The sequence below is a fragment of the Propionispira arboris genome, assembly GCF_900109225.1.
GTDB classification, from domain to species: Bacteria; Bacillota; Negativicutes; order Selenomonadales; family Selenomonadaceae; genus Propionispira; species Propionispira arboris.
This window is the reverse complement of record NZ_FNZK01000003.1, coordinates 16,132-40,237: the sequence shown is the minus strand read 5'-3', so window position 1 is coordinate 40,237 and position 24,106 is coordinate 16,132. Positions and strand designations below refer to the sequence as shown.

Here is a 24,106-nt window from a genome sequence, read left to right as displayed (position 1 = left end):
GTGCCTCCATTGCCATTCAATCCTATTTATTTTGTCTAAAACTCTCTTTTTTCAATTTTGCATTATTGAGCATTTCCATTGCGTTGTCAAGTGATGCCGCCGTAATATCGATTCCCGAAGCCATTCGCGCAATTTCATTTAACTGCTCACTCGTTGATAAAGGACGCACTTGCGTTACTGTTTTATTATTTTGTATCTGTTTATCAATATATAGATGTACATCGGCCATACAAGCAATCTGGGGCAAATGTGTAATACATAAAACCTGTTTATACGCAGCTACCATTGCAATACGTTCTGCAACCATCTGTGCTGTCTTTCCACCAATACCTGTATCGATTTCATCAAAAACCATGATACCAATTTTATCTTTTGCTGCACAAACCGTTTTAATTGCCAAAGCAATTCGGGAAAGTTCCCCGCCTGAGGCTACCTTTTGCATTGGTTTTGGATCTTCTCCTAAATTAGCAGAAAATAAAATATGAATTGTGTTAGCACCATTCATATGATAAATAGCATCGTCTTTTATTTCAATCACAAAACGTGCATTTTCCATTCCCAACGACAACAAATGTTTTTGAATGTCAGCGGATAGCAGCTCCGCTGAACTTTGTCGAAGTTTCGTCAATGCGACTGCCTTCACAGCCAAATCTTTTTCTGCCTGTACAATATTGTATTTAAGATCTTCAATACGCTGATCATAATTTTCAATTGCCAGTAATTCTTTTTTTGCATTATGATAATGCTCTAATACATCTGCAATTGTGGCTCCATATTTTTTACGAAGCTTATAAATTTCATCCATGCGTTCTTGTAATTTATTTAACCGCTCTGGACTATAATCAATACTTTCACCATAATCACGAATTTCGTAAGAACATTCTTCAATCTGACATAATGCATCCGTAATCATTTGCATAACATTGGTTAATTTCGTGTCATAGCGAATAAGCATCTCCATATTTTTTTTAATTTCCACCAGCGATGGGATGACCGCTGGCTGCCTTTTATCCCCACTATCTAAAAGGCGATAGGAAGACTTAACCAAATCAGAAATTTTTTCAGCATTCGATAAAAGTTTAATTTCTTGTTCTAACCCTTCGTCTTCCGCTTCTTTTAATTTAGCTGCCTCGATCTCATTGACCTGCCACGATAACATATCCATACGCTGAGCATGTTCGCGTGAATCCAGCTCTTGCTGTTTAAGACTCTCTTTCAGCTCATTCCATTTTACAAATGCAGTTTGATACACGGCAAGGCAGGTCTTGATTTCTATCTTATAAGCATCCACAAGAGCAAATTGATTTTCCGTCCGCAAAAGGGCTTGGTTCTCATTTTGTCCATGAATGTCAATCAGTAATTCGCCTAGCATTTTTAATGAAGTAAGCGTTACATGGCAGCCATTGACCTGAATTGTATTTTTTCCGGTTTTAGCAATTTGCCGACTGATAATTAAAGAATCGTCTTCATCCACAATATCGGATCGCTGTAAAAAATCATGCACTTGTGGATATTTGCTAGTATCAAAGACAGCTTCCACTCGCAACCAGTCACGATCTTTACGGATTTTTTCAATTGAAGTCCTGTGCCCAAGAATCATCCCTAAAGAATCAATCAAAATAGATTTTCCCGCACCCGTTTCACCCGTTAAAATATTTAACCCACGCTCAAACTCGATCTGGACATGTTCGAGTAAAGCAAAATTCCATACAGTTAATGTTTTCAGCATAGTCAATTTACTCCCTTGATGAACGATGCACTTAATTAATAAGCAGCTCCAATTTTTTTATAATACCTGGGACTGCTTCCAATGGTTTAACAACAACAAAAATATTGTCATCCCCAGCTACCGTTCCAATAATTTCCGGCCATTTCGCGTAATCCAAAGTCGATGCTACGGCATTCGCTGTTCCCGGCAGCGTTTTGATCACAATAATGTTCTCACTGAAATTCAATCCAATAACCGAATCCTGAAACATCCTAGTCATTCTATTTTTAGAAAAAACCATATTTTTTTCTAAAGGATAAGCATACCTATAACGGCCATCACCCGTTGGTATTTTGATGAGCATTAGTTCTTTTATGTCACGTGACACGGTTGCCTGCGTTACCTCTATATTTTGTTTACGTAAAGATTCTGCTAAATCTTCCTGTGTCTCAACAACCGTATTTTCAATAATGGCTTTTATTTTCGCATGACGTATTGCCTTCACTTCATCATCTCCTAACTTTTTCGATCAAATATAAAACAGGTGCCTTAATTGTGTGATTGAGCATACTATAACAAGCCACCGTAAATTCTTGCATTGGCAAATTTCTTAAATACTCGACCAATTGATTATATTCCAAAAGACCTTCCTCATGTCCAGGGTACGTAGTAATTGCCAAAAGTCCATTTGTCGCTAAACAATCGATAATTTTCATTACAGCTTCCAACGTTGATTCAGCCTGTGTAGTAATCGCATGATCACCACCCGGTAAATAACCGAGATTAAACATTGCCACATCAATCCGCGTAACTACATATTTTTCAACATTCACGTGACTGTCCAAAATCAACTGCACTTTATTTCGATATAATTCTACTATTTCTGCTGTTCTCTCCAATGCACTTTTCTGAATATCAAACGCATAAATATGAGCCGATTCCAACGAATTTTGGGCTAAAAAAAGGGTATCATTGCCATTACCGGCAGTTGCATCAACGATGGTCAATGCATTCTGTAATTTCTTCTTGAGCAATTCATGTGCTGCATCAATTGCACTGATTGTCTGCATTAAACATTCCCCCGCCATAATTTCGTCCGCATCGTTTTATAGTAATTTTTATCTTCAAACTTTATTATTTTTGCCATAAATGAAGACTTTCTTACGATCACCTCGTCGCCTGGAACCAAATTGCAACTTTCCTGACCATCAAAAGTCAATAAAATATCACGGTGTGCCGCTGCCACATTAATACGAACTTCTTCATCTTCAGAAATAATCATGGGACGAGCATTTAGCGTATGCGGACAAATCGGTGTCACCAATAGCAATTTAACCTTCGGATTTATAATAGGCCCACCAGCCGAAAGAGAATATCCCGTCGAACCAGTTGCTGTCGAAACAATCAGTCCATCCGCCTGATAATTGGCAATCAAGCAATTATCGATGCTTAACCCCAAATTAAGCATCCGAGCCACGCCGCCTTTTGTGACAACAATATCATTTATTGCATTGCCAACAAAACTCATTTGATTTCCCCGTTTTATAATCCCCGCCAGCATTAAACGTTCTTCAATACGGTATTGCCCCTGTAAAACCTTCTCAAGTTTATCTTCAAGTTCCGATAATTCAATATCAGCCAAAAAACCAAATCTGCCAATATTGATTCCACAAACCGGAATATTACGCAAAGCCAATCGGCGGCAAACGCCTAATAACGTACCATCACCACCAATTGTCAGGCCTAAATTGATAGCAGCATCAAATATATTTTCTACGCCAAACGCCGGATAGCCAAAAAATTCTGCTTCATCTTTTGGCAGAACCAAATGAACATCTTTATCTCGATAAAAGTCAACAAGTCGTGTTAAAACAGAATTGGCTTTTTTTTTATTTTTATTAGGAAAAACAGCAACTGTAATCATATAACTACCCACAAACCTTTCCCCAACTGCTATAATGGCATATCCATCCCATCTTCAATGATGTGTCACCTTATCTAGCTCTTGATGCGCATCCTTTACAACAGATTGAATTGTGTCAAAATTAATCAAACATGCTTCATCCGTATTGAGACCAAGACGAACCAGATATTCGATATTGCCCTCTGGTCCTTTCACCGGGGAAAAAGTCAATGCCATCGGCATAAAACCAATACTTCGACTAAAATCTATAACATGCTGAATAACTTCTTCATGTACCTTCGGATCACGAACTACACCTTTTTTTCCAACTTTTTCTCGACCGGCTTCGAATTGCGGTTTAATAAGTGCTACAATTTCACCGGTCGGCTGCAATAAAGACTTTGCCGCGGGGAGTACCTTCTCCAATGAAATAAATGCCACATCAATAGAAGCAAAATCGATGAGTTCATTTAAATCATCTGCTGTAACATTTCGAATATTAGTGCGTTCCATATTCACAACACGCTCATCTGTACGTAAAGACCAAGCTAACTGTCCATAACCAACATCAATGGCATATACTTTCACGGCACCATTTTGCAAAGAGCAATCCGTGAATCCACCTGTTGAAGCGCCAATATCAGCTACAATTTTTCCTTTTAATTCAATTGAAAATACTTCAATCGCTTTGGCAAGTTTAAGCCCGCCCCGGCTAACATACCCAATGCTATCACCTAAAATACGAATTTCAGCCTCTGGCTTTATAAGTGTACCGACCTTGTCTATTTTTTGCCCATCAACAAGTACCAGTCCAGCCATAATCGTTGTTTTTGCCCGTTCACGACTCACTACAAGATTTCTATTTACTAAGACTACATCTAATCTTTCCTTAGCCATAACTTTATCCCACCTACAAAAAAAGTGAAACTTACTGAATAAAATTGCGCACCATTGCCGCAATCGTTTCACCTGTTAAATTATATTTTTCCAAAAGCTCATTTCTGCTGCCCTGTTCAATAAAATGATCAGGCAGACCGCATCGCAGCACTTTTACATCATTTAGTTGATCTTCATTTAGTAATTCCAATATCGCAGAACCAAAACCGCCTGCTAATACATTATCTTCTACCGTTACAATTACATCCATTTGCCTCGCCAGTTGCTGCAACAAAATGTGATCAAGCGGTTTCACAAAGCGCGCATTGATCACCGTCGACTCAACACCATCCGCACGAAGCAAATCACTTGCCTTCACGCAGACATCTACCATACTTCCAATACCCACAAAAGCAATTTTCCCGCCCGAACGAATTTGCTCAGCTTTGCCAATGGGAATCCCACTAAAGTCTGCCTCAATCGGAACACCGAGTCCACAGCCACGCGGATAACGAAGCACAACTGGTCCCTCCATTGCAATTGCCGTACCTAACATCTGCCGAAGCTCATTTTCGTCTTTTGGTGCCATGATCGTCAAATTAGGCATGTGCCTGAGATAAGAATAGTCAAAGACACCATGATGTGTCGGACCGTCTTCACCCACCAGGCCAGCCCTGTCAAGACCTAAGACCACCGGCAAATTCTGTAAACAAACATCATGTAATATTTGATCATACGCTCTTTGAGCAAACGTCGAGTAAAGCACAACAACTGGTTTTTTACCCTGCGAAGCCAGCCCAGCCGCTAATGTAATCGCATGCTGTTCAGCGATTCCTACATCAAACAAACGAGTTGGATAAAATTCGCCAAATTTTTTAAGACCTGTCCCCGATGGCATTGCGGCAGTAATGGCTACAATGTCTTCATTTGTCTGTGCGAGTTCAATCAACGCTTTACTAAAAACAGAAGTATAAGACGGAATATTCGTTGCCGCTTTATTTGGTTCACCACTGGCAATATCAAATTTCCCAATTCCATGAAATTTATCCGGTTCAATTTCAGCTGGTAAATAGCCTTTTCCTTTTTTCGTTAACGTATGAATGAGAATTGGTCCATGCATTTTTTTCGCCTGTTCAAGAACCTCCAACAATATCTCCATATTGTTTCCATCAATCGGTCCTACGTAGGTAAAGCCCATTTCTTCAAACAGCCCTCCGGGAACAAGGAAAAAACGAACACTATCTTTAATATGTTCAGCCGTTTTAAGAACCGTATCACCAATAGCCGGTATCCGCCGCAAAAGTCCTTCTAAATCTTTTTTGGCTTTATTATACTTAGGAGCTGTACGCATCTTCGATAAATATTCTGACATAGCTCCAACGTTCCGATCAATAGACATTTCATTGTCATTTAAAATAACAATAAGATCTTTACCCAAATCTCCAGCATGATTGAGTGCTTCGAAAGCTTCACCGCCCGTTAAGGCCCCATCACCGATAACCGTGATGACATGATTTTTTTTATGATCTAAATCACGTGCAATCGCCATTCCCAGTGCTGCAGAGATGGATGTACTCGAATGTCCCACGCCAAAACTATCATATTTGCTTTCACTCCGGTTGGGGAACCCAGTTATGCCGCCAGATTGTCGCAACGTATGAAATGCATCACGACGACCGGTCAAGATTTTATGAGCATAAGCCTGGTGTCCAACATCCCAAACAATCTTATCACTGGGACAGTTAAAAACTTTATAAAGTGCTACCGTAAGATCGACTACGCCTAAGCTTGGTGCGAGATGTCCACCAGTTTTTGCAACATTTTGTATAATAAACCCACGAAGTTCCTGGGCAAGTTTTTTCAGTTCTCCCAATGAAAGGTTTTTTAATGCATCAGGAGTATCTATCGTATCTAATATATGATTCATTTACACCAACACACTTTCCTTTAGAATCTATATTTTATTTATCACGTGACTCCAAATACTGTACGATTGACCTCAGAAAATCGGCTTGGCTTCCAAAAATGTCTAAAGAATGTAACGCATCCTCAACAGCTTCCGCCGCCATTTTTTTTGCCTCTGCTAAGGATGTCAATGTAACATACGTAGATTTATGGTTGCGTTCATCACTACCCACTGGTTTACCAATTTTTTCTGCTGAACCGATAACATCCAAGATATCGTCCGTAATTTGAAAAGCCAACCCAAATTTTTCGGCATAAATCGTTAGCGCATCAACCTCACGGTCTGTCGCATTCGCTAAAATAGCACCAGAACGAATCGCTGCACAAAAAAGAGCTCCCGTTTTCGCTTCATGCATTTGCTTTAGCGTCTTCATATCAATTCTTTTATTTTCTGATAGAAGGTCAATAGCCTGTCCACCGACCATTCCATTTGGTCCGGCCGAAAAGCTCATTTCGCGAACAACACGAAGGCGATTTTCAGCATTAACATTTTTTTGACTGCACAGAACTTCAAAAGCCATCGTAAGCAGCGCATCTCCAGCTAGTACAGCCATCCCGTCACCATATACTTTGTGGTTGGTCAACTTACCACGCCGATAATCATCATTATCCATAGCTGGTAAATCATCATGAATCAAAGAATAGGTATGTATCATTTCAATGGCACAAGCAGATTTTACAAAAGAATCCCCCTCCCCGCCCACTGCATCAGCTGCCGCAATAAGTAAGACTGGACGAAGTCTTTTCCCGCCAGCCATAAGACTATAATTCATGGCTTCGCACAAAGTACTTGAAAGAGCTGACTTCTGAGGAATAATTTGAGCCAATTCAGCTTCAACCAATTGTAATTTTTCATTCCAATACGTTTTAAACATAAACTACTCTCCTTCTATATTCAATATTGATTCCTGAATTTCACCCTTATTTTCCTGTACCATCTTATCAATGGCAGCTTCAGTCTGATTTAACTGATCCAGACATGTCTTTGAAAGCAAGACTGCCTGTGTATATTTATCCAGAAGAGTCTCTAAACTAATATCGCCAGCTTCTAAATCTTTAACAAGTTCTTCTAAATTTTCCAAAGATGCTTCAAACGATATTTTTTTACTTTTCGCCATACAGAACCTGCCCCTTTCTAACATCCGCGACAATTGCATCAAAACTGCCATCACTAAGTATTACGGCAAGTTTCTGTCCCGGTTTTACAGCATCTATATTATACACAATTTTTTTTTCTATTTTCACAATACCATACCCTCTTTTTAAAACAGCAACGGGATTGAGTATGTGTAGTTTTTCTAAAACTACATTCATTTTATGTTTTTTTTCGACAAACAGCCTCGTCCTCAATTGTTCTACTTTTTCGAATGAATCATCAAGGTGCTGTCTTTTTTCCTGCAATAGAAGTTGTGGTTTTTGCATCGTCTTACTCTTTAAACAAACCATCAGACGAGTTTTTTTCGTCTGCAGCGTATGACGTATTTGTAAATCAGCCTGAATAAACAGCGATTGTATATAGCGGGTCAATTCTCGTGCATCCGGAACAATCAATTCAGCCGCCTGTGATGGTGTTGCTGCCCGTACATCGCTTACAAAATCTGACAATGTATAGTCCGTTTCATGTCCAACAGCAGACACTACGGGTATTTTTGAGGCAAAAATCGCCCGTACCACTTTTTCTTCATTAAAAGACCAAAGATCTTCCATCGAACCGCCGCCACGTCCAATAATTAGAACATCAACCGGAAATTTTTTATTAAAAAACTTCACAGCTTGAACAAGTTGTGATGCGGATTCAAGGCCTTGAACTTGGACTGGATACAAAACTAACTGCACATTTGGATTGCGCCGCTTCGAAACTTTATAAATATCTCGTAAAACAGCTCCAGTCGCTGAAGTAATAATCCCTACTGTTTTTGGCAGAATGGGCAGACTTTTTTTATGGATTTTCTCAAAAAGCCCTTCCTGTGTCAATTTTGTTTTAAGCTGTTCAAAAGCAACACTCAGCTCACCTGCACCTTCCGGTATCAGCATATCAACGTACATCTGATATGCTCCGTCACGCTCATAAACTGATATGGACCCATTGGCAACGACTTTCATACCATTAGTCGGCATGAATTTCAGATATTGTGCTTTGCCGCGAAACATCACAGATTTAAGGCTTGAACTACTATCTTTCAATGTAAAATAGCAATGACCGGAATAATGCTGTTTAAAATTTGAAATTTCGCCTCGCACCATCAAATTTTGCAGCGTAAAATCCTGTTCCATAATAGTTTTTATATGTTTTGTAATTTCATTCACACCATAAATATTCAAAACGGTCATAGCTCCTTACTTTACATACTATAATAAGAAAAAAGCCAGACCAAAGCCTGGCAAATTTAAAATAAATTTACAGCAACAATTTTGCTACAATATCCATATTGAAACGAAAAATGAAATTTCTTACTTTATCATTGACCCTAAAATTCCATTTACAAAACGTGCTGATGCATCTGTCCCGAACTTCTTTGCCAGTTCAACGGCTTCATTGATAATAATGTTTGGCACCATTTTCTCTTCACTAAATTGCAATTCAAAAACAGCGATTCGCGTAATATTGCGATCAACTCCTGGCATTCTATCAACTTTCCACTCGGTAGAATTTTTTGCAATCCATGCATCAATTTCAGCAAGATGTGCTTTGGTTCCATCAAGAAGCAACTTTGCATATTCTCTTGCGGAATCACTCAGTACAGGTGTCTCACTTAATACAGCATCATACGCATCGGTTTGATCTATTTCATTATAATCCAATTGGAATAACGCCTGCAGCGCTACCTCTCTGGCTTGTCTACGACTCATAACATACCTTCCTTTTAAAACAACATTTTACAACGATTCATTTTCTATCATCTAAATCTAGTGGGAATCAGCTTCTCTAAAAGCCGAAACAAGTCTTCGTGATTATCAACTTTGCCGCCTATATAGAGTCCTATAACAGCACAAATCAGTACAAACAACGTCTTAAAAAAGCCAAAAACTAAAACAGACAATCCAATAAAAAGACCTATGATAGTTCCTATAAATCTACCGCGATGATTTTTCCAGACAGCTTCCATAAAATTCTTCATATCTTCCTTCACTCTGTCACCTCATTGTGTAATGCAGCAAACATCACATAACACGCTGTTTCTGCAGCGCTACATTCGTTATATTGTCCACTGCAATCGTAACGGTCAAAGTTTCCAGTCCCAAAATGTTTTTCACATTTTCTTTTATAGCTGTTTGCAGCTGATCAGAAATCTCCGTAACATTGATTTCCTGCCCAATAACAACTGTTAAATGTGCACTTACATTGGTATCAATTGCACCTTTTGCAGCCTCAACTAAAACACGAACTTTTACATCACGTATCCCGCGAACAGCTCTTGCTGTCTTATCCACTAAATTTTTGACAGCATCCACAGCCACAGACACATCGCCCAAATCTCCATGAATAAGGATTGCTTCACTGGCATACTTCATTTTTTTATTGGAACTGAAACTGATGCCCATAAGTTGTATACTAACTAAAAATACAACAAAGGCCGCAACACCTGTTTCGTAGCGTCCATAAAGATATAAAAAATTATTCCATACCAATTCAATTGGAATAACCCCTGTACACAAAACAACAATTGCCAAAGACAATACAGCAAACGCAATTGTGTATATAAATAAAAGAATTCGATTTATGACTCCCATATTTATACCTCTCCCTAGCGTACTCTGACTTCTTCTTCTTTTACATCCTCAGGAAAGCCTACACCCTGCACATGAATATTAACTTCCACAACACGTAATCCAGTCATGGTTTCAATTGCTGTTTTTACATTTTCCTGTACAGCTAAAGCAACATCCGGGATTCGCACGCCATATTTCACAATAATATATAGATCAACAGCGGCTTCACGTTCACCAACTTCAACCTTAACACCTTTGGCGAAATTCTTTTTGCCAAGCATTTCGGCAATGCCGCCAACAAGGCCTCCACTCATGCCCGCAATACCAGTTACTTCTGTCGCAGCCAGGCCTGAAATAATGCTAACGACCTCATCCGCAATACGAATAGAACCAAGACTGCCCTGCATTTCTTTCTTTTCCATGTTTTTATCCATGATAGAAACCTCCCTTATTTTGTTGATTCACCCCATCTGTTCATTATACCTAAATTATAACAAACAAATACTTAATATACAAATTCTATCCTACTAATTATGTAAAAATTTATTATTTTTATTCATAAGCAAGCAATATTATAGATCAAGTTGAACTTACTCTATTTCTTTAAAATTCGCTGTCAAACGGAGTAACTCCTCCAACTGTGTAAAAAAATCCGATGAAGAATTTTCATCTTCATCGGATTTTTTATTCATACTCTACGCTCTTTCAAGATAGTTTCCTGTACGAGTATCAATACGTAAAACATCACCCAGATTAATAAATAAAGGCACACGCACTGTATAGCCTGTTTCCAATGTTGCTATTTTAGTAGCACCTGTCGCTGTATCACCTTTGATGCTTGGTTCACATTCAGTTACCTCTAAATCAACCGAATTTGGTAAGGCAATACCAATAATAGTACCTTTATGAGTTTGTAAACTAATATTCATATTTTCTTTCAGATATTGCAAAGCATCACCAAGTTGATCTTTGCTAAGCTCAACCTGTTCATAGCTTTCATTATCCATAAATGTGTATACACCATCTGCTTCATATAAGTATTGCATTTCGTTTGTTTCAATATGAGCTCTTGGCAATTTTTCATTCGGGTTAAAGGTACGTTCAACAACAGCACCTGTTCTTACATTTTTAATTTTTGTTCTAACAAAAGCAGCACCTTTGCCTGGTTTTACATGTTGGAAATCGACAATCTGCCATACACCATTGTCAAATTCAAGTGTTAATCCTGTACGGAAATCACTACTAGAAATCATTAATTACGCCCTCCACTATCATCTTAATCAAATTTACTTAATTTCTACTAATTGCTTGTTACTTTGCGTCAACGGTCGACCACCGAGTGTCGTAACCAAAACAGTATCTTCAATTCTTATGCCGCCCCACCCCGGCAAATAAATTCCCGGTTCTACAGTGACCAGCATATTTTCTTCTAAGTGTTCACACGTACTTGACGGTGAAAGCCTTGGAAGTTCGTGAATTTCAAGACCTACACTATGCCCAAGTCCATGACCAAAAAAGCGGCCATACCCTGCGTTCATAATATAGCGGCGTACATCAGCATCTACAGTCTGGCCAGAACTGCCAAGCTGTACTTTTTCGACACCCAAAAGCTGCGCTTGTAATACTATGTCATAAATTTTACGTTGCTTATCATCGGCACTACCAACACATACAGTCCGTGTGATATCCGAATGATAGCCTTTATAAACAGCACCGAAATCCATTGTAACAAAATCTCCGTCAACAATCAACTTATCGGTAGCAATTCCATGCGGCAGACTACCTCGTTCACCCGATGCAACAATTGTCGTAAAGGCTGGTTTCTCCGACCCTAAACGACGCATACAATTTTCTAATTCGGCGGCAATTTCAATTTCGGAAATTCCCGGCCGAAGAATCGTTAAAATATGTTCATAAGCCCTGTCACTGATTTCAACGGCTTTTTGCAAAAGAGCAATTTCTTGTTCATCTTTAACCATACGAAGTGTATCAAGCTCCACAGCTTGTTTAAAGTCCACTCCGTTTAGCATTTGTTTAAGAAGAGAAAAGTCGTTATACGTAAGTGCATTGCCCTCAAAACCTATATTTTTGAGTTCTAACCCCATAAGTACCTCGGCCGTTTTTGGCAAAAGCCCCTTGCTATGTTCGATCAACTGAAAAGACTTACTTTGCTGCCTTGCCTGTTCCATATAACGAAAATCTGTAATAAGTATGGCAGCTTTCTGTGAAACGACCACTATTGTGTCATCCCCCGTAAAGCCGCTAAAATAATGCAAATTCTCTACTTTGTTGATAACGACTGCATCTAAGCCCTGATTTTTTAGAAGCTCGCGCAGTTTTTCCAAACGTGCATCCATCGGCACGCCTCCCTATTTTAATTTACGTAAAACAATCTCTAATGCCGCCAGATAGCTGTCAGCACCAAAACCACAAATCTGCCCCATTACTACAGGTGCTATCACAGAATGATGTCGAAATTCTTCTCGTTTATGAATATTTGATAAATGCACCTCAATTACAGGGACCGTAACGCCCGCAATCGCATCACGCAAAGCAATGCTGTAATGTGTAAAAGCTGCTGCATTAAAAATAATAAATTGATACCCTTGCTCAGCTGCACTTTGAATAGTATCTACCAGTACACCTTCGTGATTGCTTTGCACAGCATCTATTAGAACCTCGTCTTGTCGACCTCTCTGATACAGCAGTTCATTTATATCTGCCAATGTCATTGAGCCATAAATTTCCGGTTCCCGTTTACCAAGTAAATTCAAATTGGGACCATGCAATACCAATATTTTTTTCAATAAGATCACTGCCTCACCTAAAAAGTAACATGACAATAAGTCCTATTATTATACCATAAATCATTTCAGTATTCAATCCTGCAACGCGGATTTAAACCACACAGCGGAATAATCAATACAAAATAGCAAATTTTTTATCTTGATTGATCACATCAATCTGTGTTAATTCCATATTTTTCACTTTAATAAACGCACTACCCTTGTTTATTCGCCCAACAAGTTTTTTAAGTTGTTCCCCTGCTCCCTGAATTTCCATTGTTACGCTACCGTCGTCCATATTGCGCACCCAGCCTGTAACATCAAGTTCCATTGCATTTGTTTGCACAAAATAACGAAAACCAACCCCTTGAACACGGCCTGCTGCCCTGGCAAAATATCGTATTTTTTGCTCCGTCATAAAAACGCACCACCTTCATCATAATATAATGAATTTTATCTTTAATTATACGTCGTTTTCACAAAACTGCCAATAAAAAAACTGGTCATATACCAAAATGATATATAACCAGTCTGATCAGGAAGATTTTATACGAATCACAGGTATGGGCATATTTTCAACAATTCCCAAAACATCTTCATAAAAATCTTTTGTAGTGCTAATGATTAAAATACCCGCATTTTTATCTAATGTTGTTACGACACCAAGGTACTCGTAGCCTTCCATAATGCGATTAAAAAAATTAATATTCTTGGGAGAAATTTTCAATTTTATAATCTCATTCATGCTTTGATGTCTCGCCGCAAAATAGAATACGGCTCGACGCTTTGTGTCATGACGATCGTCACCACTTGTTGGGCGTGTGGTGCTACAACAATGGGCAGTCCCGTCTCATCAAACATTTGTTGAATCGTCTGTTTAAACAATTCGCCGCACGGCTGAAAAACTTCAATTTCCTGACCAAGTTTCATATTATTACGTTGTTCAACCACTGCCGTTTTTGTTTTTTCATCATAGCTTAATACGAAACCAATAAAATCAGACGTCTGCGTATAAGAAGATGTACTGTAAATCTGATCATCTTCGGTTGGTTTATTAAAATAAAAACCAGTTGTATAGGCACGATGTGATACTTTGTGAAGTTCATCGATCCATGCCTGCTCAATTTTAAACTGTGCCGGATTTTCACAATAACTATCAATTGCTTGACGATATGCTTTCACAATACTTGCCACATAATGAACACTTTTCATACGACCTTCAATTTTCAAGCTAGTAACCCCGCTTGCAATCACTTCATCAATATGCGGCAAAAGGCACATATCTTTAGAATTAAAAATATAGGTACCTCGGTCATCTTCTTCTACAGGGAAGTATTCACCAGGACGTTTCTCCTCAACCAAGCTGTATTTCCAACGACAAGGTTGTGCACAGCTTCCACGGTTCGCATCGCGACCTGTAAAATAATTACTCATAAGACATCGACCAGAATACGAAATGCACATCGCTCCATGCACAAACATTTCCAATTCCACCTTTGATTTTTCACGAATTTCTTTAATTTCATCCAAAGACATCTCGCGTGCCAGCACAACCCGAGCCGCTCCCAGATCATCCCAGGCATTCACTGCCGCCCAATTGGTATTATTCGATTGTGTACTGATATGCATCGGCAAATTTGGCACAAGACTGCGAGCCATCATAAAGATTCCCAAATCGGCTACCAAAACAGCATCAACTTTTATACGATCTAAAAAAAACAGATAATCCGGCAGTGCTTCTAAATCACTGTTATGTGGAAATATATTAACTGTCACATATACTTTTTTATGTAAAGAATGGGCAAAGTCAACCCCCTCTTTAAGTTCTTCATTCGTAAAATTTCCGCCAAAAGCCCTTAGTCCAAAAGCTTTTCCGCCCAAATACACTGCATCAGCACCATATAAAAGAGCTACTTTCAATTTTTCTAAATTCCCTGCCGGTGCTAATAATTCAGGTTTTTTCAATATTTTTCCTCCTATAAGAAACAGCTAAGCCATCCCCTTGCTCATGGATCACCGTCTCAAACTCAGGATGGTTTTCAACTATTTCGATATATTTTTTCAATCTCGTTACAATTGTTTTATAACGACGCGGCGGTTTTTCACTGCTCCGTACATATCCACGAAATAGTACATTATCTGCAACAACAACACCGTCTGCTGCCAAATGCGGTAATATCTTATTAAAATACGTAAGATACTGCCCTTTGGCAGCATCAATAAAAACAAGATCATAAACATCTTGCAGTGTATCAATGTTTACCGCTGCATCACCAAGTAAAATTGTAATTTGTTCACTGTATCTTGAATGATTAATAAATTTTCTTGCCGTCGCGGCACGCTCTTCATTTAACTCCAAAGTAGTGATTTGAATATCATCTGCACTATTTTCTGCAATCAAAAGCGAAGAATATCCAATTGCCGTACCAATCTCCAATACACGATGCGGTCGTTTGGCTGCAACAGTCTCTATAAGGAATGCTTTGCCTTTTACATTAATAATTGGTACATGATGCACTACAGCATACTCTTCCATTTCTCGTAACAAATACTCCATTTTATTCCACCCGGTCTATCGTTTGTAAATGTTCTTGATATGTTTTGCTAAAATGATGTTTACCATGTTTATCCGCCACAAAATATAAATACTCTGTTGGTTCAGAATATAAAACCGCTTTAATGGAAGCAAGTCCCGGATTGGCAATAGGACCCGGTGGCAGCCCCATATTCAGGTACGTATTATAAGGCGATTTAATCTGCGTATCCTGAATAGACAATTCTGCTTTCGGATTCCCCAAAATATATTGAATAGTCGCACACGATTGCAGCGGCATCTTTTCGCGCAACCGATTCATAAATACTTGCGCGATGATAGGACGATCTTCTTCCACTTGCGCTTCTTTTTCAACTAGGGAGGCCAAAATAACCAAGTCGCGAATCGATAAATTCATTGCTATCGCCCGCGAACGCATTTCCGGCGTTAATTTATGATCAAATTCCTTCGCCATTAATGTAAGAATATCCATTGCCGTAAAATCTCCAGCGATTTCATAGGTATCAGGAAATAAAAAACCATCCACTCGATATTTTACATCATGCGCTTTTGTTATATAGTCATATGGTGCAAAATCGGTAGCAGCTTTTTCAAAATCTTTAGCACTAACAATCCCCTTATCTTGCAAGGTTTTAGCAATTTGCTCGACATTATAACCTTCAGGAATCATAATTGACATCGTCGCCGTTTTCCCACTAACTAAAACCTCAAGAATTTCCTTATATGTCATATTTGTCTGTAACTGATAATCACCCGTCTTCAAATTATTATCTAAACCTTCCACCTTCGCCATAATTCTAAACATATATACATTATCAATGACGTTCCGATCTCGCAACAGGTTGGCAATTTTTTCAGCATCCATCCCTGGTTTTACACGAATATAAACGGACTTCACCTTCGACTGCTCATTAGAAGCCGCCGCCGTATGAGATTGATGCATGCAGCCATATGTAAAAATCATAAAAATGAAAAGTATGATACTCCCTAATACAATACCTTTTGATAATTGTAACTTCTCTTTTATTTCCGACACAAAACCCTCTCCTTAACTCTAGACGCTTTTACATATCTTTTAATTATACGAAAACCACATAACAATTACAATATTTTTTTACGAAAAAAAATGTACTTACCTTTCGCAGATAAGTACATTTTCTTTCCATGACCTATAAGTCAGAACTTAAACCTTGAACTTCAAAATTGAATTTTGCAGTTCCATCGCCATATCAGCCAAATGTTTACTCGCTGTCGCAATTTCCTCAACAGCCGCCGATTGCTGCTCCGTTGCCGCTGAAATAGACTCGGTTTCTTCCGCTGCTTTTTCACTTTCTTGTATTGTATGGTGAGCACTCATTACCACCGTGTCTGTCCCGCTGGTAAGTTCCTGGCTCGCCGCTGAAATTTCATGAATTTGATCTGTAATCTCGCTCACCCTTGTCAATATTTCAGCAAAATTTTCACCAGCAAGGATCGCTACCTCTGCACCAGTTTTAACTTCTTTTTTACTATCATTCATAAATGAAACCGCACTATTGGTTCGTTCCTGAATTTCATGAATCAACTCCGTAATTTCCTTAGCAGACTGAGCAGATTGTTCCGCCAGCTTACGAACCTCTTCAGCTACAACAGAAAAGCCACGCCCCGCCTCACCTGCTCTAGCAGCTTCAATTGCTGCATTTAAAGCCAGTAAATTGGTTTGGTCGGCGATCGTCGTAATGGCCTCAACAATCTGACCAATTTGCTGTGAACGAGCATCCAATTCACTGATAACATTTGCTGTATGATCCGTTTTTTGCTCAATGACTTTCATTTGATCGATTGTTTGTTCAATAGCTGAACCGCCGCTGGTTGCCGAAATTGATGTTTTTTCAGCCGACTGCGTCGCAACCATACTATTTTGAGCTACTTGCTGAATTCCTTTTGCCATTTCTTCAATCGTAAGACTCGTTTCGTTCGCCATATGCAATTGTTTTTCCGATCCCTTCGCAACCGTTATAATCGACTGAGCTACTTGTTCTGAAGCTTGTGCTGATTGCTCAGCTGTAGCAGATAGTTCTTCAGATGCCGATGCTAAGTTCTCAGCCGTAGTAGAAATATTCTTAATCAACGCACGAATATGCTTATTCATTTGATCAATTGACCTTGATAAACGACCAAATTCACTATGATCTTCAAGACTGTGAGCTGCACTTACATCGCGTGAAAAATCGCCTGTCGCAATTTCATCTAAAAAATCCACGGCATCATTTAAGCGCGTAACAATTTGTCGAATAATAAGGCTGCCTAAAATAAGCCCGATCACCGTCAGACACAAAACAAAAAGAATAAATACCATTTTTGCCTGCTGGAATGCCGCATGTGATGCAGCCGCCATTTCATCCGCATTCGCTTGTGATTTAATTGTCATATCATTTAAGTGCTGTACAAAATCATCGGCTATGACTTCGCCTTTATCCCGATATAATTGTCGAGCCGCTTGATCCTGACCAGTTGTAGCTAATTCAATAACCCTCTTTTTGACCACACGATAATCATTGATCGCATCTCTCAATTCTTTTAAATTCCCCTGTTCCATAGAATTTAGAGGCAGCTGTTCATAAGATTTAAGAGTTTCATCAAATTTTAAGGTTAGATTATTAATTTCGCCCATTAATTTTTTTTCTTCCTCAGGATAGGTGGTACTCATTAAAAGAAACATATCTCCCTGAATTTCGCGAATCAGTACGCAGCCTTGTGATGCATGCTCAACTTTTTTTAAATCCACCTGATATAAATTTTCAAAATTCTCATTTGCTTGCCGTAAATAATAAAAGCCCATAACCCCAATACTTATTAATCCACAAATAAATACAAACATCAAAATAAATAGTTTTTTCTTCACCTTTAGATTATGCAGCCATTGCATTTGTACATCTCTCCTTTAATCGATTACGTTCATTGAATGGACACCACGACCGCCATACACATCATAAAATCTTACACGTTGTATAATCTTTTAAAAAATTGGCATTTTTAATGCTTGGTACCAATAAGAACTGTATTAAATGATTTCTTGAGAATATCGTACAAAGTATCTACGTAAAATAACTTCTAAAAAAAATAGCAACAAACAAAAAAATTTGATTACTGCTATTTTTTAAATTCACTCACTATAAATAGTATTTATTATTTAATTCCATTTAAAACATAAAATTCCTGCTGCGATCAATTTAAATTTACAAATAAAAAAATAAATCGTCCCAATCAACAAGACAGGGACGACTTAAAAAGTTATTTATTCGCTTTTATTCTTTATCTTCGGCTTCTTCTTCATCCATAATTGCATCATATGCTTTTTGAACTTCTTCGAATTCTTCATCCGTAGGGTCGATATATTCATCTTCACCATTTTCATTGGTTACGATTTTCGCAATCAATACATCTTCTTCGTCGTCACAACCGCAGCCACAGCCGCAATCTTCATGTTCATGAGTTTCCTCGGATTCATCTTCTTCATCTTCATGAATACCTACGAGTAAAGCAAATTTCTTGTCGCCAACTGGTATGATCATTTCTTCGCGATAATAAAACTCATTACCGTCTTCATCGGTCATAACAACAACCATTTCTTCTGCTTCATCAATTAAATCTTTTTCTTTATCTGTCATTCAATTCACCTCATAGTATTTTTAGGTCCGTATAAACCCATTCTTTGCTAACATTCTAACCTAGAAACTTCGCTCTGTCAAGAATTTATGAACGACCATCCAAATATCCCTGTAAGATAAAAACTGCCGCCATTTTATCAATGACTTTTTTTCGTTTTGCCCTGCTTACATCAGCGGCAATCAAAGAGCGCGATGCTGCAACAGTAGATAACCGTTCATCCCAAAAAATGATTTTCGTCTCCGGCATCACATTTGTAATCTCTTGCGTAAAAGCTTTGACAATTTCGCAGCGTACCCCTATGGTACCATCCATATTTTTAGGTAACCCAACAAGTAACGTATTGGTCTCATACTGCTCCATCAACTCACCCAGGCGTTTCAAATCACGATCTAAAGAGGTACGGCGAATCGTCTCCACGCCTTGTGCTGTAAACATCAGTTCATCACTCACAGCAATACCAATTGTACGATCACCAACATCAAGCGCTATTATCCGCATACGTCCTCCATTATTATCACTATACTTATTTATTCGTTGCAATGTAAGATCGAATGAGCTCTTCTAACAGCTCATCTCGTTCCAGTTTTCGAATCATGCTCCTGGCATCATTGTGACTCGTCACATAAGCAGGATCACCTGACAACAAATAACCAACCAACTGATTGATTGGATTGTAACCTTTTTCTTCCATAGCCTGACATACTTTTTTAAGAACATTTGCTGCTTTATTTTCATCGGCACCAAACTTAAACATCATTGTTTCTTCCATATTAGCCATTATTGAGTCCTCCCCTCAAAACACAGATCATTTGCTATTTCCGTAAATATAGTATAAATAACGCGGTAAATAGTACTTGCAGTAAAAATCTAATGCATTATTTATATTTTAGATACTTATAGTTTATATTCTTGTTTCATTCATGATTTCCTGTCCAGTATGAAAAATAAAGATAGAGCAGACTGTAAGATCTGCCCCATCTTCCTTGATTAGACTTAGTGAATTTGTTCTTTTATAATAGCTGCCGCTGCTGAAAAAGCATCCGCCAGCTTTTCCGGTATTTTTCCGCCAGCCTGAGCCATATCTGGACGACCACCGCCGCCGCCGCCAACAAGTTTCGCAGTATCTTTAATGATTTTTCCGGCATGAAGACCTTTCGCAACAGCCGCCTTACTGACTTTAACAACAAGACTAACCTTCCCGTCATTAACAGCCGCCAGTACAACCGCACCACACGTTAATTGATCACAAACCATATCAGCAATATTGCGCAGCTCATCCATATCACCAGCCGCAGCTTTCGCAATCACAACTTGAACTTCACCATAACTTTCAGCCGACAACAAAAGTTTTTGCGTTGCTTCCTTCGCTCTTGTTTCATTAAATGCAGTGAGTTCCTGTTCTAAATCCTTGATGCTGCTCAAAACAGCATCAACTCGCGCTGCCGCTTCATCAGGACGTGTTTTTAATTTATCAGAAATCTCCTGCAACGTCTGAATCTGTTTATTCGCATACTCCATTGAAGCTCTACCTGTCACAGCTTCAATGCGGCGCACACCAGATGCCACGCCGGATTCCCCCATGATTTTAAACAAACCGATTTGCCCAATATTTTTCACATGTGAACCGCCGCACAATTCCATACTGAAATCAGCTACAGAAACTACGCGAACAACATCACCATATTTTTCACCAAAAAGTGCCATTGCACCTTTTTCTTTTGCTTCAGCTTGGCTCATTTGACAAATATCAACATCGATACCTTTCAAGATTTCCGCATTGACGATTGCCTCCACCTCTTGCAGCTGTTCTTTGCTAACTGGTTCAAAACTCGAAAAATCGAAGCGCAAATGCTCTGCTGTAACAGAAGAACCTGCCTGATTGACATGTTCGCCAACGACAGTTTTTAAAGCAGCTTGTAGTAAATGTGTTGCCGTATGATTACGAGCCGAAGAAAGTTTTTTGGCTTCATCCAATTCAATTTTGATCGTATCACCAACTTTAATGATACCTTCTTCCACATAACCAATATGATAGACGGTTCCATTTGGAAGTTTTTTGGTATTCGAAACACTTACCTTACCAAATTGACCTTCAAGAATGCCTGCATCGCCGATTTGTCCACCGCCTTCTGCATAAAATGGCGTAATATCAAAAACCATACCAGCTTCTTCGCCATCATTGACTGAATCGACCATCTTGCCATCTTTCCAGATACAAACAATTTTCGCTTCTTTCACGCTTGAATCTACTAATAATTTTTCCGTATCCAGACCGCGTAAATCCGGTATTGCCACTCTTGTGTTTTCATGACGTGCTGCCCGGGCTCTTTGGCGCTGCTGCTGCATTTCCTTATCAAATGCATCTTTATCCAGCGTCATATCATTTTCGTGCAAAATTTCATCCGTAAGTTCCCATGGAAAACCAAACGTATCGTACAATTTAAAGCCAATTTCACCACGTAAAACAGTTCGTTTCTCCGTTTTTAATTGTTCAATATGCCCGCTTAAAAGTTCCATGCCTTGAACAAGTGTCGTATGGAAACGATCTTCTTCCAAACTGATTACTTTTTTGATATAATCCTGTTTTTCCACCAATTCAGCAAATACACCATTATAAATTTTAAGGACTGCATCCACTGCCCCAGTTAAAAACTTCGTTTCAATCCCCAGCATCCTGCCATGACGAATGGCCCGACGCAAAATGCGGCGAAGTACATATCCACGACCTTCATTAGAAGGCAGGATACCATCCATGATCATAATAGTCATACTTCTTGCATGATCGGCAATAACTTTCAGGGAAACATCTTTATCTTCATTGACACCATATGTAACACCAGAAACGGCACTTGCATATTCAATGATCGGAAATAACAAATCTGTTTCAAAATTTGTCTTTTTATTTTGCATAACCGATGCCAAACGTTCCAGACCAGCACCTGTATCAATATTTTTTTTCGCAAGCGGTACATATTCGCCCGCTTCGCTCTTATCATATTGTGTAAAGACAAGGTTCCAAATTTCAAGGTATCGGTCACAATCACAGCCCACTGCACAATCAGCACTGCCGCAACCACGTTCTTCACCCAAATCAATATAAATTTCTGAATCCGGACCACATGGACCAGGTCCGATTTCCCAAAAATTATCTTCCAACTTAACAATATGAGAAGGATCTACACTTGTTTCTTCGGCCCAAATCTTATAAGCTTCTTCATCTTTTGGATAAACCGTGACCCATAATTTGTCTTCTGGTAATTCAAGTTCTTTTGTTAAAAATTCCCAAGCCCAATTAATTGCATCATGTTTAAAATAATCACCAAACGAAAAATTGCCGAGCATTTCAAAATAAGTCTGATGACGGGCTGTTCTGCCAACATTTTCGATATCGCCAGTTCTCACGCAGCGCTGGCTCGTTGTAATACGTGTACAAGGCGGCTTCATCTTCCCTGTAAAAAATGGTTTAAACGGCGCCATTCCAGCACCAACCATTAATAATGTTGGATCATTTTCCGGTATCAAAGATGCACTTTGCAATCTCAAATGACCTTTACTAACAAAAAACTGCAAATATTTTTCTCGCAGTTCATTTCCACTCATAAATTTCAAACTAATCGACCTCCACTACAGATAGGTACTTTTTCAAGTAAAAACTATTCAAATAATTATATAAAATTCCAGTCATAAAGTCAATTTTCACTGACTTCAGCTTTTTTCATAAAAATAGATGTTCTGGTGAAAAATTCAGAACATCTATTTTTATCTGCACAAAAGGAGCCTTAGCTGAAAGCTCGCACGATGTTGCCACCGCCAACCACAGAATCATTTTCATAAAAAACAACCGACTGACCAGGTGTAACCGCTCGCTGCGGTTTATCAAATACCACTTTGACCAGCCCATCCTTAAGCGGCGAAATCAATGCCGCGCCCTCTTTATTGCCATACCGAACTTTGGCCATGACCTGCATTGGTTCCTTGAGTTCATCAATCGTAATCCAGTTCATATCATTGGCAATCAGTCCATTTGTAAAAGTATCTTTATCTTCACCGACCACAACCAAATGCTGTTTCAAATTCAGTTCAACAACATAAAGCGGGGTTTTTGCGGCAATACCAAGACCTTTGCGCTGACCAATCGTATACAGCGGCACCCCTTTATGACGACCAAGGACATTTCCCTGTAAGTCGACAATATTGCCCGGCTGAAGTGCCTGCGGCACCTTATCTTCTAAATACGCTTTATAGTCATCATTTGGCACAAAGCAAATTTCCTGACTATCAGGTTTATGTGCTACCGGTAAATTAAATTCTTCCGCCAGCTCACGAGTCTCTACTTTCGTATACGTTCCGAGCGGCATCATAAAATGCTGCAAAGATTTCTGATTCAAATGATACAAAGCATAGGACTGATCCTTTAGAACATCAATCCCTTTACGAAGTAAATACCGACCACTGCGTTCATCCTGCTCGATTTTGGCATAATGCCCGGTTGCTACGTAGTCAGCACCAATTTCACGGCATCTTTGTAAAAGCCCCTCAAATTTCACATAACGGTTGCAGGCAATACAAGGATTTGGTGTTCTGCCATGAACATATTCATCCAAAAAATAATCCACGACTGTTTTTTGAAACATATCCCTAAAATTCATAACATAATGCGGGATGCCAATGATCTCCGCCACACGCCGAGCATCATCAACTGCTTTTAGCGAACAGCAGCCGCGATCTTCATTTTCATCATAATCTCTGCTATCATCACTCAGGCGCATTGTCACGCCAATCACGTTATAGCCTTCACGTACAAGAAGGGCGGCAGTCAAAGAACTGTCCACCCCTCCGCTCATGGCTACAACCACTGTTGGTTTAGTACCCATTTAAATTCATCCTTACTGGTTGTTATTCATTATTTTCAATCAAAACTTCTTAATTGTCATGTATACACAGTATAAACC

Annotated in this window: 27 protein-coding genes; all 27 read right to left on the bottom strand. The window is 39.0% G+C overall.

Annotated features, from left to right (window positions below; translation table 11 throughout):
- Nucleotides 1-22: 22 nt before the first annotated feature.
- On the bottom strand, nt 23-1,729 hold the full coding sequence (recN, locus tag BMY14_RS03715) for a DNA repair protein RecN (protein ID WP_091829350.1): 1,707 nt from the start codon (nt 1,727-1,729) through the stop codon (nt 23-25).
- A gap of 31 nt (nt 1,730-1,760) precedes the next feature.
- Nucleotides 1,761-2,213, bottom strand: a complete 453-nt coding sequence (argR, locus tag BMY14_RS03710) for an arginine repressor (protein ID WP_091829348.1) — start codon at nt 2,211-2,213, stop codon at nt 1,761-1,763.
- A gap of 4 nt (nt 2,214-2,217) precedes the next feature.
- A complete protein-coding gene (mnmM, locus tag BMY14_RS03705) occupies nt 2,218-2,778 on the bottom strand; it encodes a tRNA 5-(aminomethyl)-2-thiouridylate-methyltransferase MnmM (protein WP_091829346.1) in 561 nt (186 codons plus the stop codon).
- Entirely contained in the window at nt 2,778-3,632 is an 855-nt protein-coding gene (locus BMY14_RS03700; RefSeq protein WP_091829716.1) for an NAD(+)/NADH kinase, read from the bottom strand. The genes mnmM and BMY14_RS03700 overlap by 1 nt, the downstream gene beginning before the upstream one ends.
- A gap of 54 nt (nt 3,633-3,686) precedes the next feature.
- Nucleotides 3,687-4,508, bottom strand: coding sequence for a TlyA family RNA methyltransferase (locus tag BMY14_RS03695; protein ID WP_091829344.1), 822 nt, complete (start codon nt 4,506-4,508; stop codon nt 3,687-3,689).
- A gap of 31 nt (nt 4,509-4,539) precedes the next feature.
- Nucleotides 4,540-6,414: a 1-deoxy-D-xylulose-5-phosphate synthase gene (gene dxs, locus BMY14_RS03690; RefSeq protein ID WP_091829342.1), complete on the bottom strand. Its 1,875-nt coding sequence runs from the start codon at nt 6,412-6,414 to the stop codon at nt 4,540-4,542.
- Between the two features lie 34 nt (nt 6,415-6,448).
- Nucleotides 6,449-7,327, bottom strand: a complete 879-nt coding sequence (locus BMY14_RS03685) for a polyprenyl synthetase family protein (RefSeq protein ID WP_091829340.1) — start codon at nt 7,325-7,327, stop codon at nt 6,449-6,451.
- A gap of 3 nt (nt 7,328-7,330) precedes the next feature.
- The gene (gene xseB, locus BMY14_RS03680) at nt 7,331-7,570 is read right to left on the bottom strand and encodes an exodeoxyribonuclease VII small subunit (RefSeq protein WP_019553016.1); all 240 of its coding nucleotides are present in this window, start codon (nt 7,568-7,570) and stop codon (nt 7,331-7,333) included.
- Complete coding sequence (xseA, locus tag BMY14_RS03675; protein ID WP_177177468.1) at nt 7,557-8,783, bottom strand: exodeoxyribonuclease VII large subunit; 1,227 nt, start codon at nt 8,781-8,783, stop codon at nt 7,557-7,559. The genes xseB and xseA overlap by 14 nt, the downstream gene beginning before the upstream one ends.
- Before the next feature lie 120 nt (nt 8,784-8,903).
- Nucleotides 8,904-9,302, bottom strand: coding sequence for a transcription antitermination factor NusB (nusB, locus tag BMY14_RS03670; protein WP_091829334.1), 399 nt, complete (start codon nt 9,300-9,302; stop codon nt 8,904-8,906).
- 47 nt (nt 9,303-9,349) lie between these two features.
- Complete coding sequence (locus BMY14_RS03665; protein WP_091829332.1) at nt 9,350-9,583, bottom strand: DUF2273 domain-containing protein; 234 nt, start codon at nt 9,581-9,583, stop codon at nt 9,350-9,352.
- Nucleotides 9,584-9,614: 31 nt separating this feature from the next.
- A complete protein-coding gene (gene amaP, locus BMY14_RS03660) occupies nt 9,615-10,184 on the bottom strand; it encodes an alkaline shock response membrane anchor protein AmaP (protein ID WP_091829330.1) in 570 nt (189 codons plus the stop codon).
- A gap of 14 nt (nt 10,185-10,198) precedes the next feature.
- Nucleotides 10,199-10,597, bottom strand: coding sequence for an Asp23/Gls24 family envelope stress response protein (locus BMY14_RS03655; protein ID WP_091829328.1), 399 nt, complete (start codon nt 10,595-10,597; stop codon nt 10,199-10,201).
- A 261-nt stretch (nt 10,598-10,858) separates the two neighbouring features.
- Nucleotides 10,859-11,416 (bottom strand): elongation factor P, encoded by a 558-nt coding sequence (gene efp / locus BMY14_RS03650; protein ID WP_019553009.1) that lies wholly within the window; start codon nt 11,414-11,416, stop codon nt 10,859-10,861.
- 33 nt (nt 11,417-11,449) lie between these two features.
- On the bottom strand, nt 11,450-12,520 hold the full coding sequence (locus tag BMY14_RS03645) for a M24 family metallopeptidase (protein ID WP_177177467.1): 1,071 nt from the start codon (nt 12,518-12,520) through the stop codon (nt 11,450-11,452).
- A gap of 12 nt (nt 12,521-12,532) precedes the next feature.
- Nucleotides 12,533-12,970 carry a type II 3-dehydroquinate dehydratase gene (gene aroQ / locus BMY14_RS03640; RefSeq protein WP_091829324.1) on the bottom strand — a complete coding sequence of 146 codons (438 nt, stop codon included), beginning with the start codon at nt 12,968-12,970 and terminating at the stop codon, nt 12,533-12,535.
- 112 nt (nt 12,971-13,082) lie between these two features.
- Complete coding sequence (locus BMY14_RS03635; RefSeq protein WP_091829322.1) at nt 13,083-13,367, bottom strand: acylphosphatase; 285 nt, start codon at nt 13,365-13,367, stop codon at nt 13,083-13,085.
- 117 nt (nt 13,368-13,484) lie between these two features.
- Nucleotides 13,485-13,694 (bottom strand): DUF4911 domain-containing protein, encoded by a 210-nt coding sequence (locus BMY14_RS03630; protein WP_091829320.1) that lies wholly within the window; start codon nt 13,692-13,694, stop codon nt 13,485-13,487.
- Nucleotides 13,691-14,914, bottom strand: a complete 1,224-nt coding sequence (locus tag BMY14_RS03625) for a peptidase U32 family protein (protein WP_091829318.1) — start codon at nt 14,912-14,914, stop codon at nt 13,691-13,693. The genes BMY14_RS03630 and BMY14_RS03625 overlap by 4 nt, the downstream gene beginning before the upstream one ends.
- Complete coding sequence (locus BMY14_RS03620; protein WP_091829316.1) at nt 14,901-15,506, bottom strand: O-methyltransferase; 606 nt, start codon at nt 15,504-15,506, stop codon at nt 14,901-14,903. The genes BMY14_RS03625 and BMY14_RS03620 overlap by 14 nt, the downstream gene beginning before the upstream one ends.
- 1 nt (nt 15,507) lies before the next feature.
- Nucleotides 15,508-16,539 (bottom strand): endolytic transglycosylase MltG, encoded by a 1,032-nt coding sequence (mltG, locus tag BMY14_RS03615; RefSeq protein ID WP_091829314.1) that lies wholly within the window; start codon nt 16,537-16,539, stop codon nt 15,508-15,510.
- 147 nt (nt 16,540-16,686) lie between these two features.
- Nucleotides 16,687-18,411, bottom strand: a complete 1,725-nt coding sequence (locus BMY14_RS03610; RefSeq protein ID WP_091829312.1) for a HAMP domain-containing methyl-accepting chemotaxis protein — start codon at nt 18,409-18,411, stop codon at nt 16,687-16,689.
- Between the two features lie 379 nt (nt 18,412-18,790).
- Nucleotides 18,791-19,153 carry a DUF1292 domain-containing protein gene (locus BMY14_RS03605; RefSeq protein WP_091829310.1) on the bottom strand — a complete coding sequence of 121 codons (363 nt, stop codon included), beginning with the start codon at nt 19,151-19,153 and terminating at the stop codon, nt 18,791-18,793.
- A gap of 85 nt (nt 19,154-19,238) precedes the next feature.
- Entirely contained in the window at nt 19,239-19,652 is a 414-nt protein-coding gene (gene ruvX, locus BMY14_RS03600; RefSeq protein ID WP_019552999.1) for a Holliday junction resolvase RuvX, read from the bottom strand.
- Nucleotides 19,653-19,677: 25 nt separating this feature from the next.
- Entirely contained in the window at nt 19,678-19,932 is a 255-nt protein-coding gene (locus BMY14_RS03595; RefSeq protein WP_019552998.1) for an IreB family regulatory phosphoprotein, read from the bottom strand.
- Between the two features lie 215 nt (nt 19,933-20,147).
- Nucleotides 20,148-22,763, bottom strand: coding sequence for an alanine--tRNA ligase (gene alaS / locus BMY14_RS03590; protein ID WP_091829308.1), 2,616 nt, complete (start codon nt 22,761-22,763; stop codon nt 20,148-20,150).
- A gap of 170 nt (nt 22,764-22,933) precedes the next feature.
- A complete protein-coding gene (gene mnmA / locus BMY14_RS03585; protein ID WP_091829306.1) occupies nt 22,934-24,028 on the bottom strand; it encodes a tRNA 2-thiouridine(34) synthase MnmA in 1,095 nt (364 codons plus the stop codon).
- Nucleotides 24,029-24,106 lie beyond the last annotated feature (78 nt).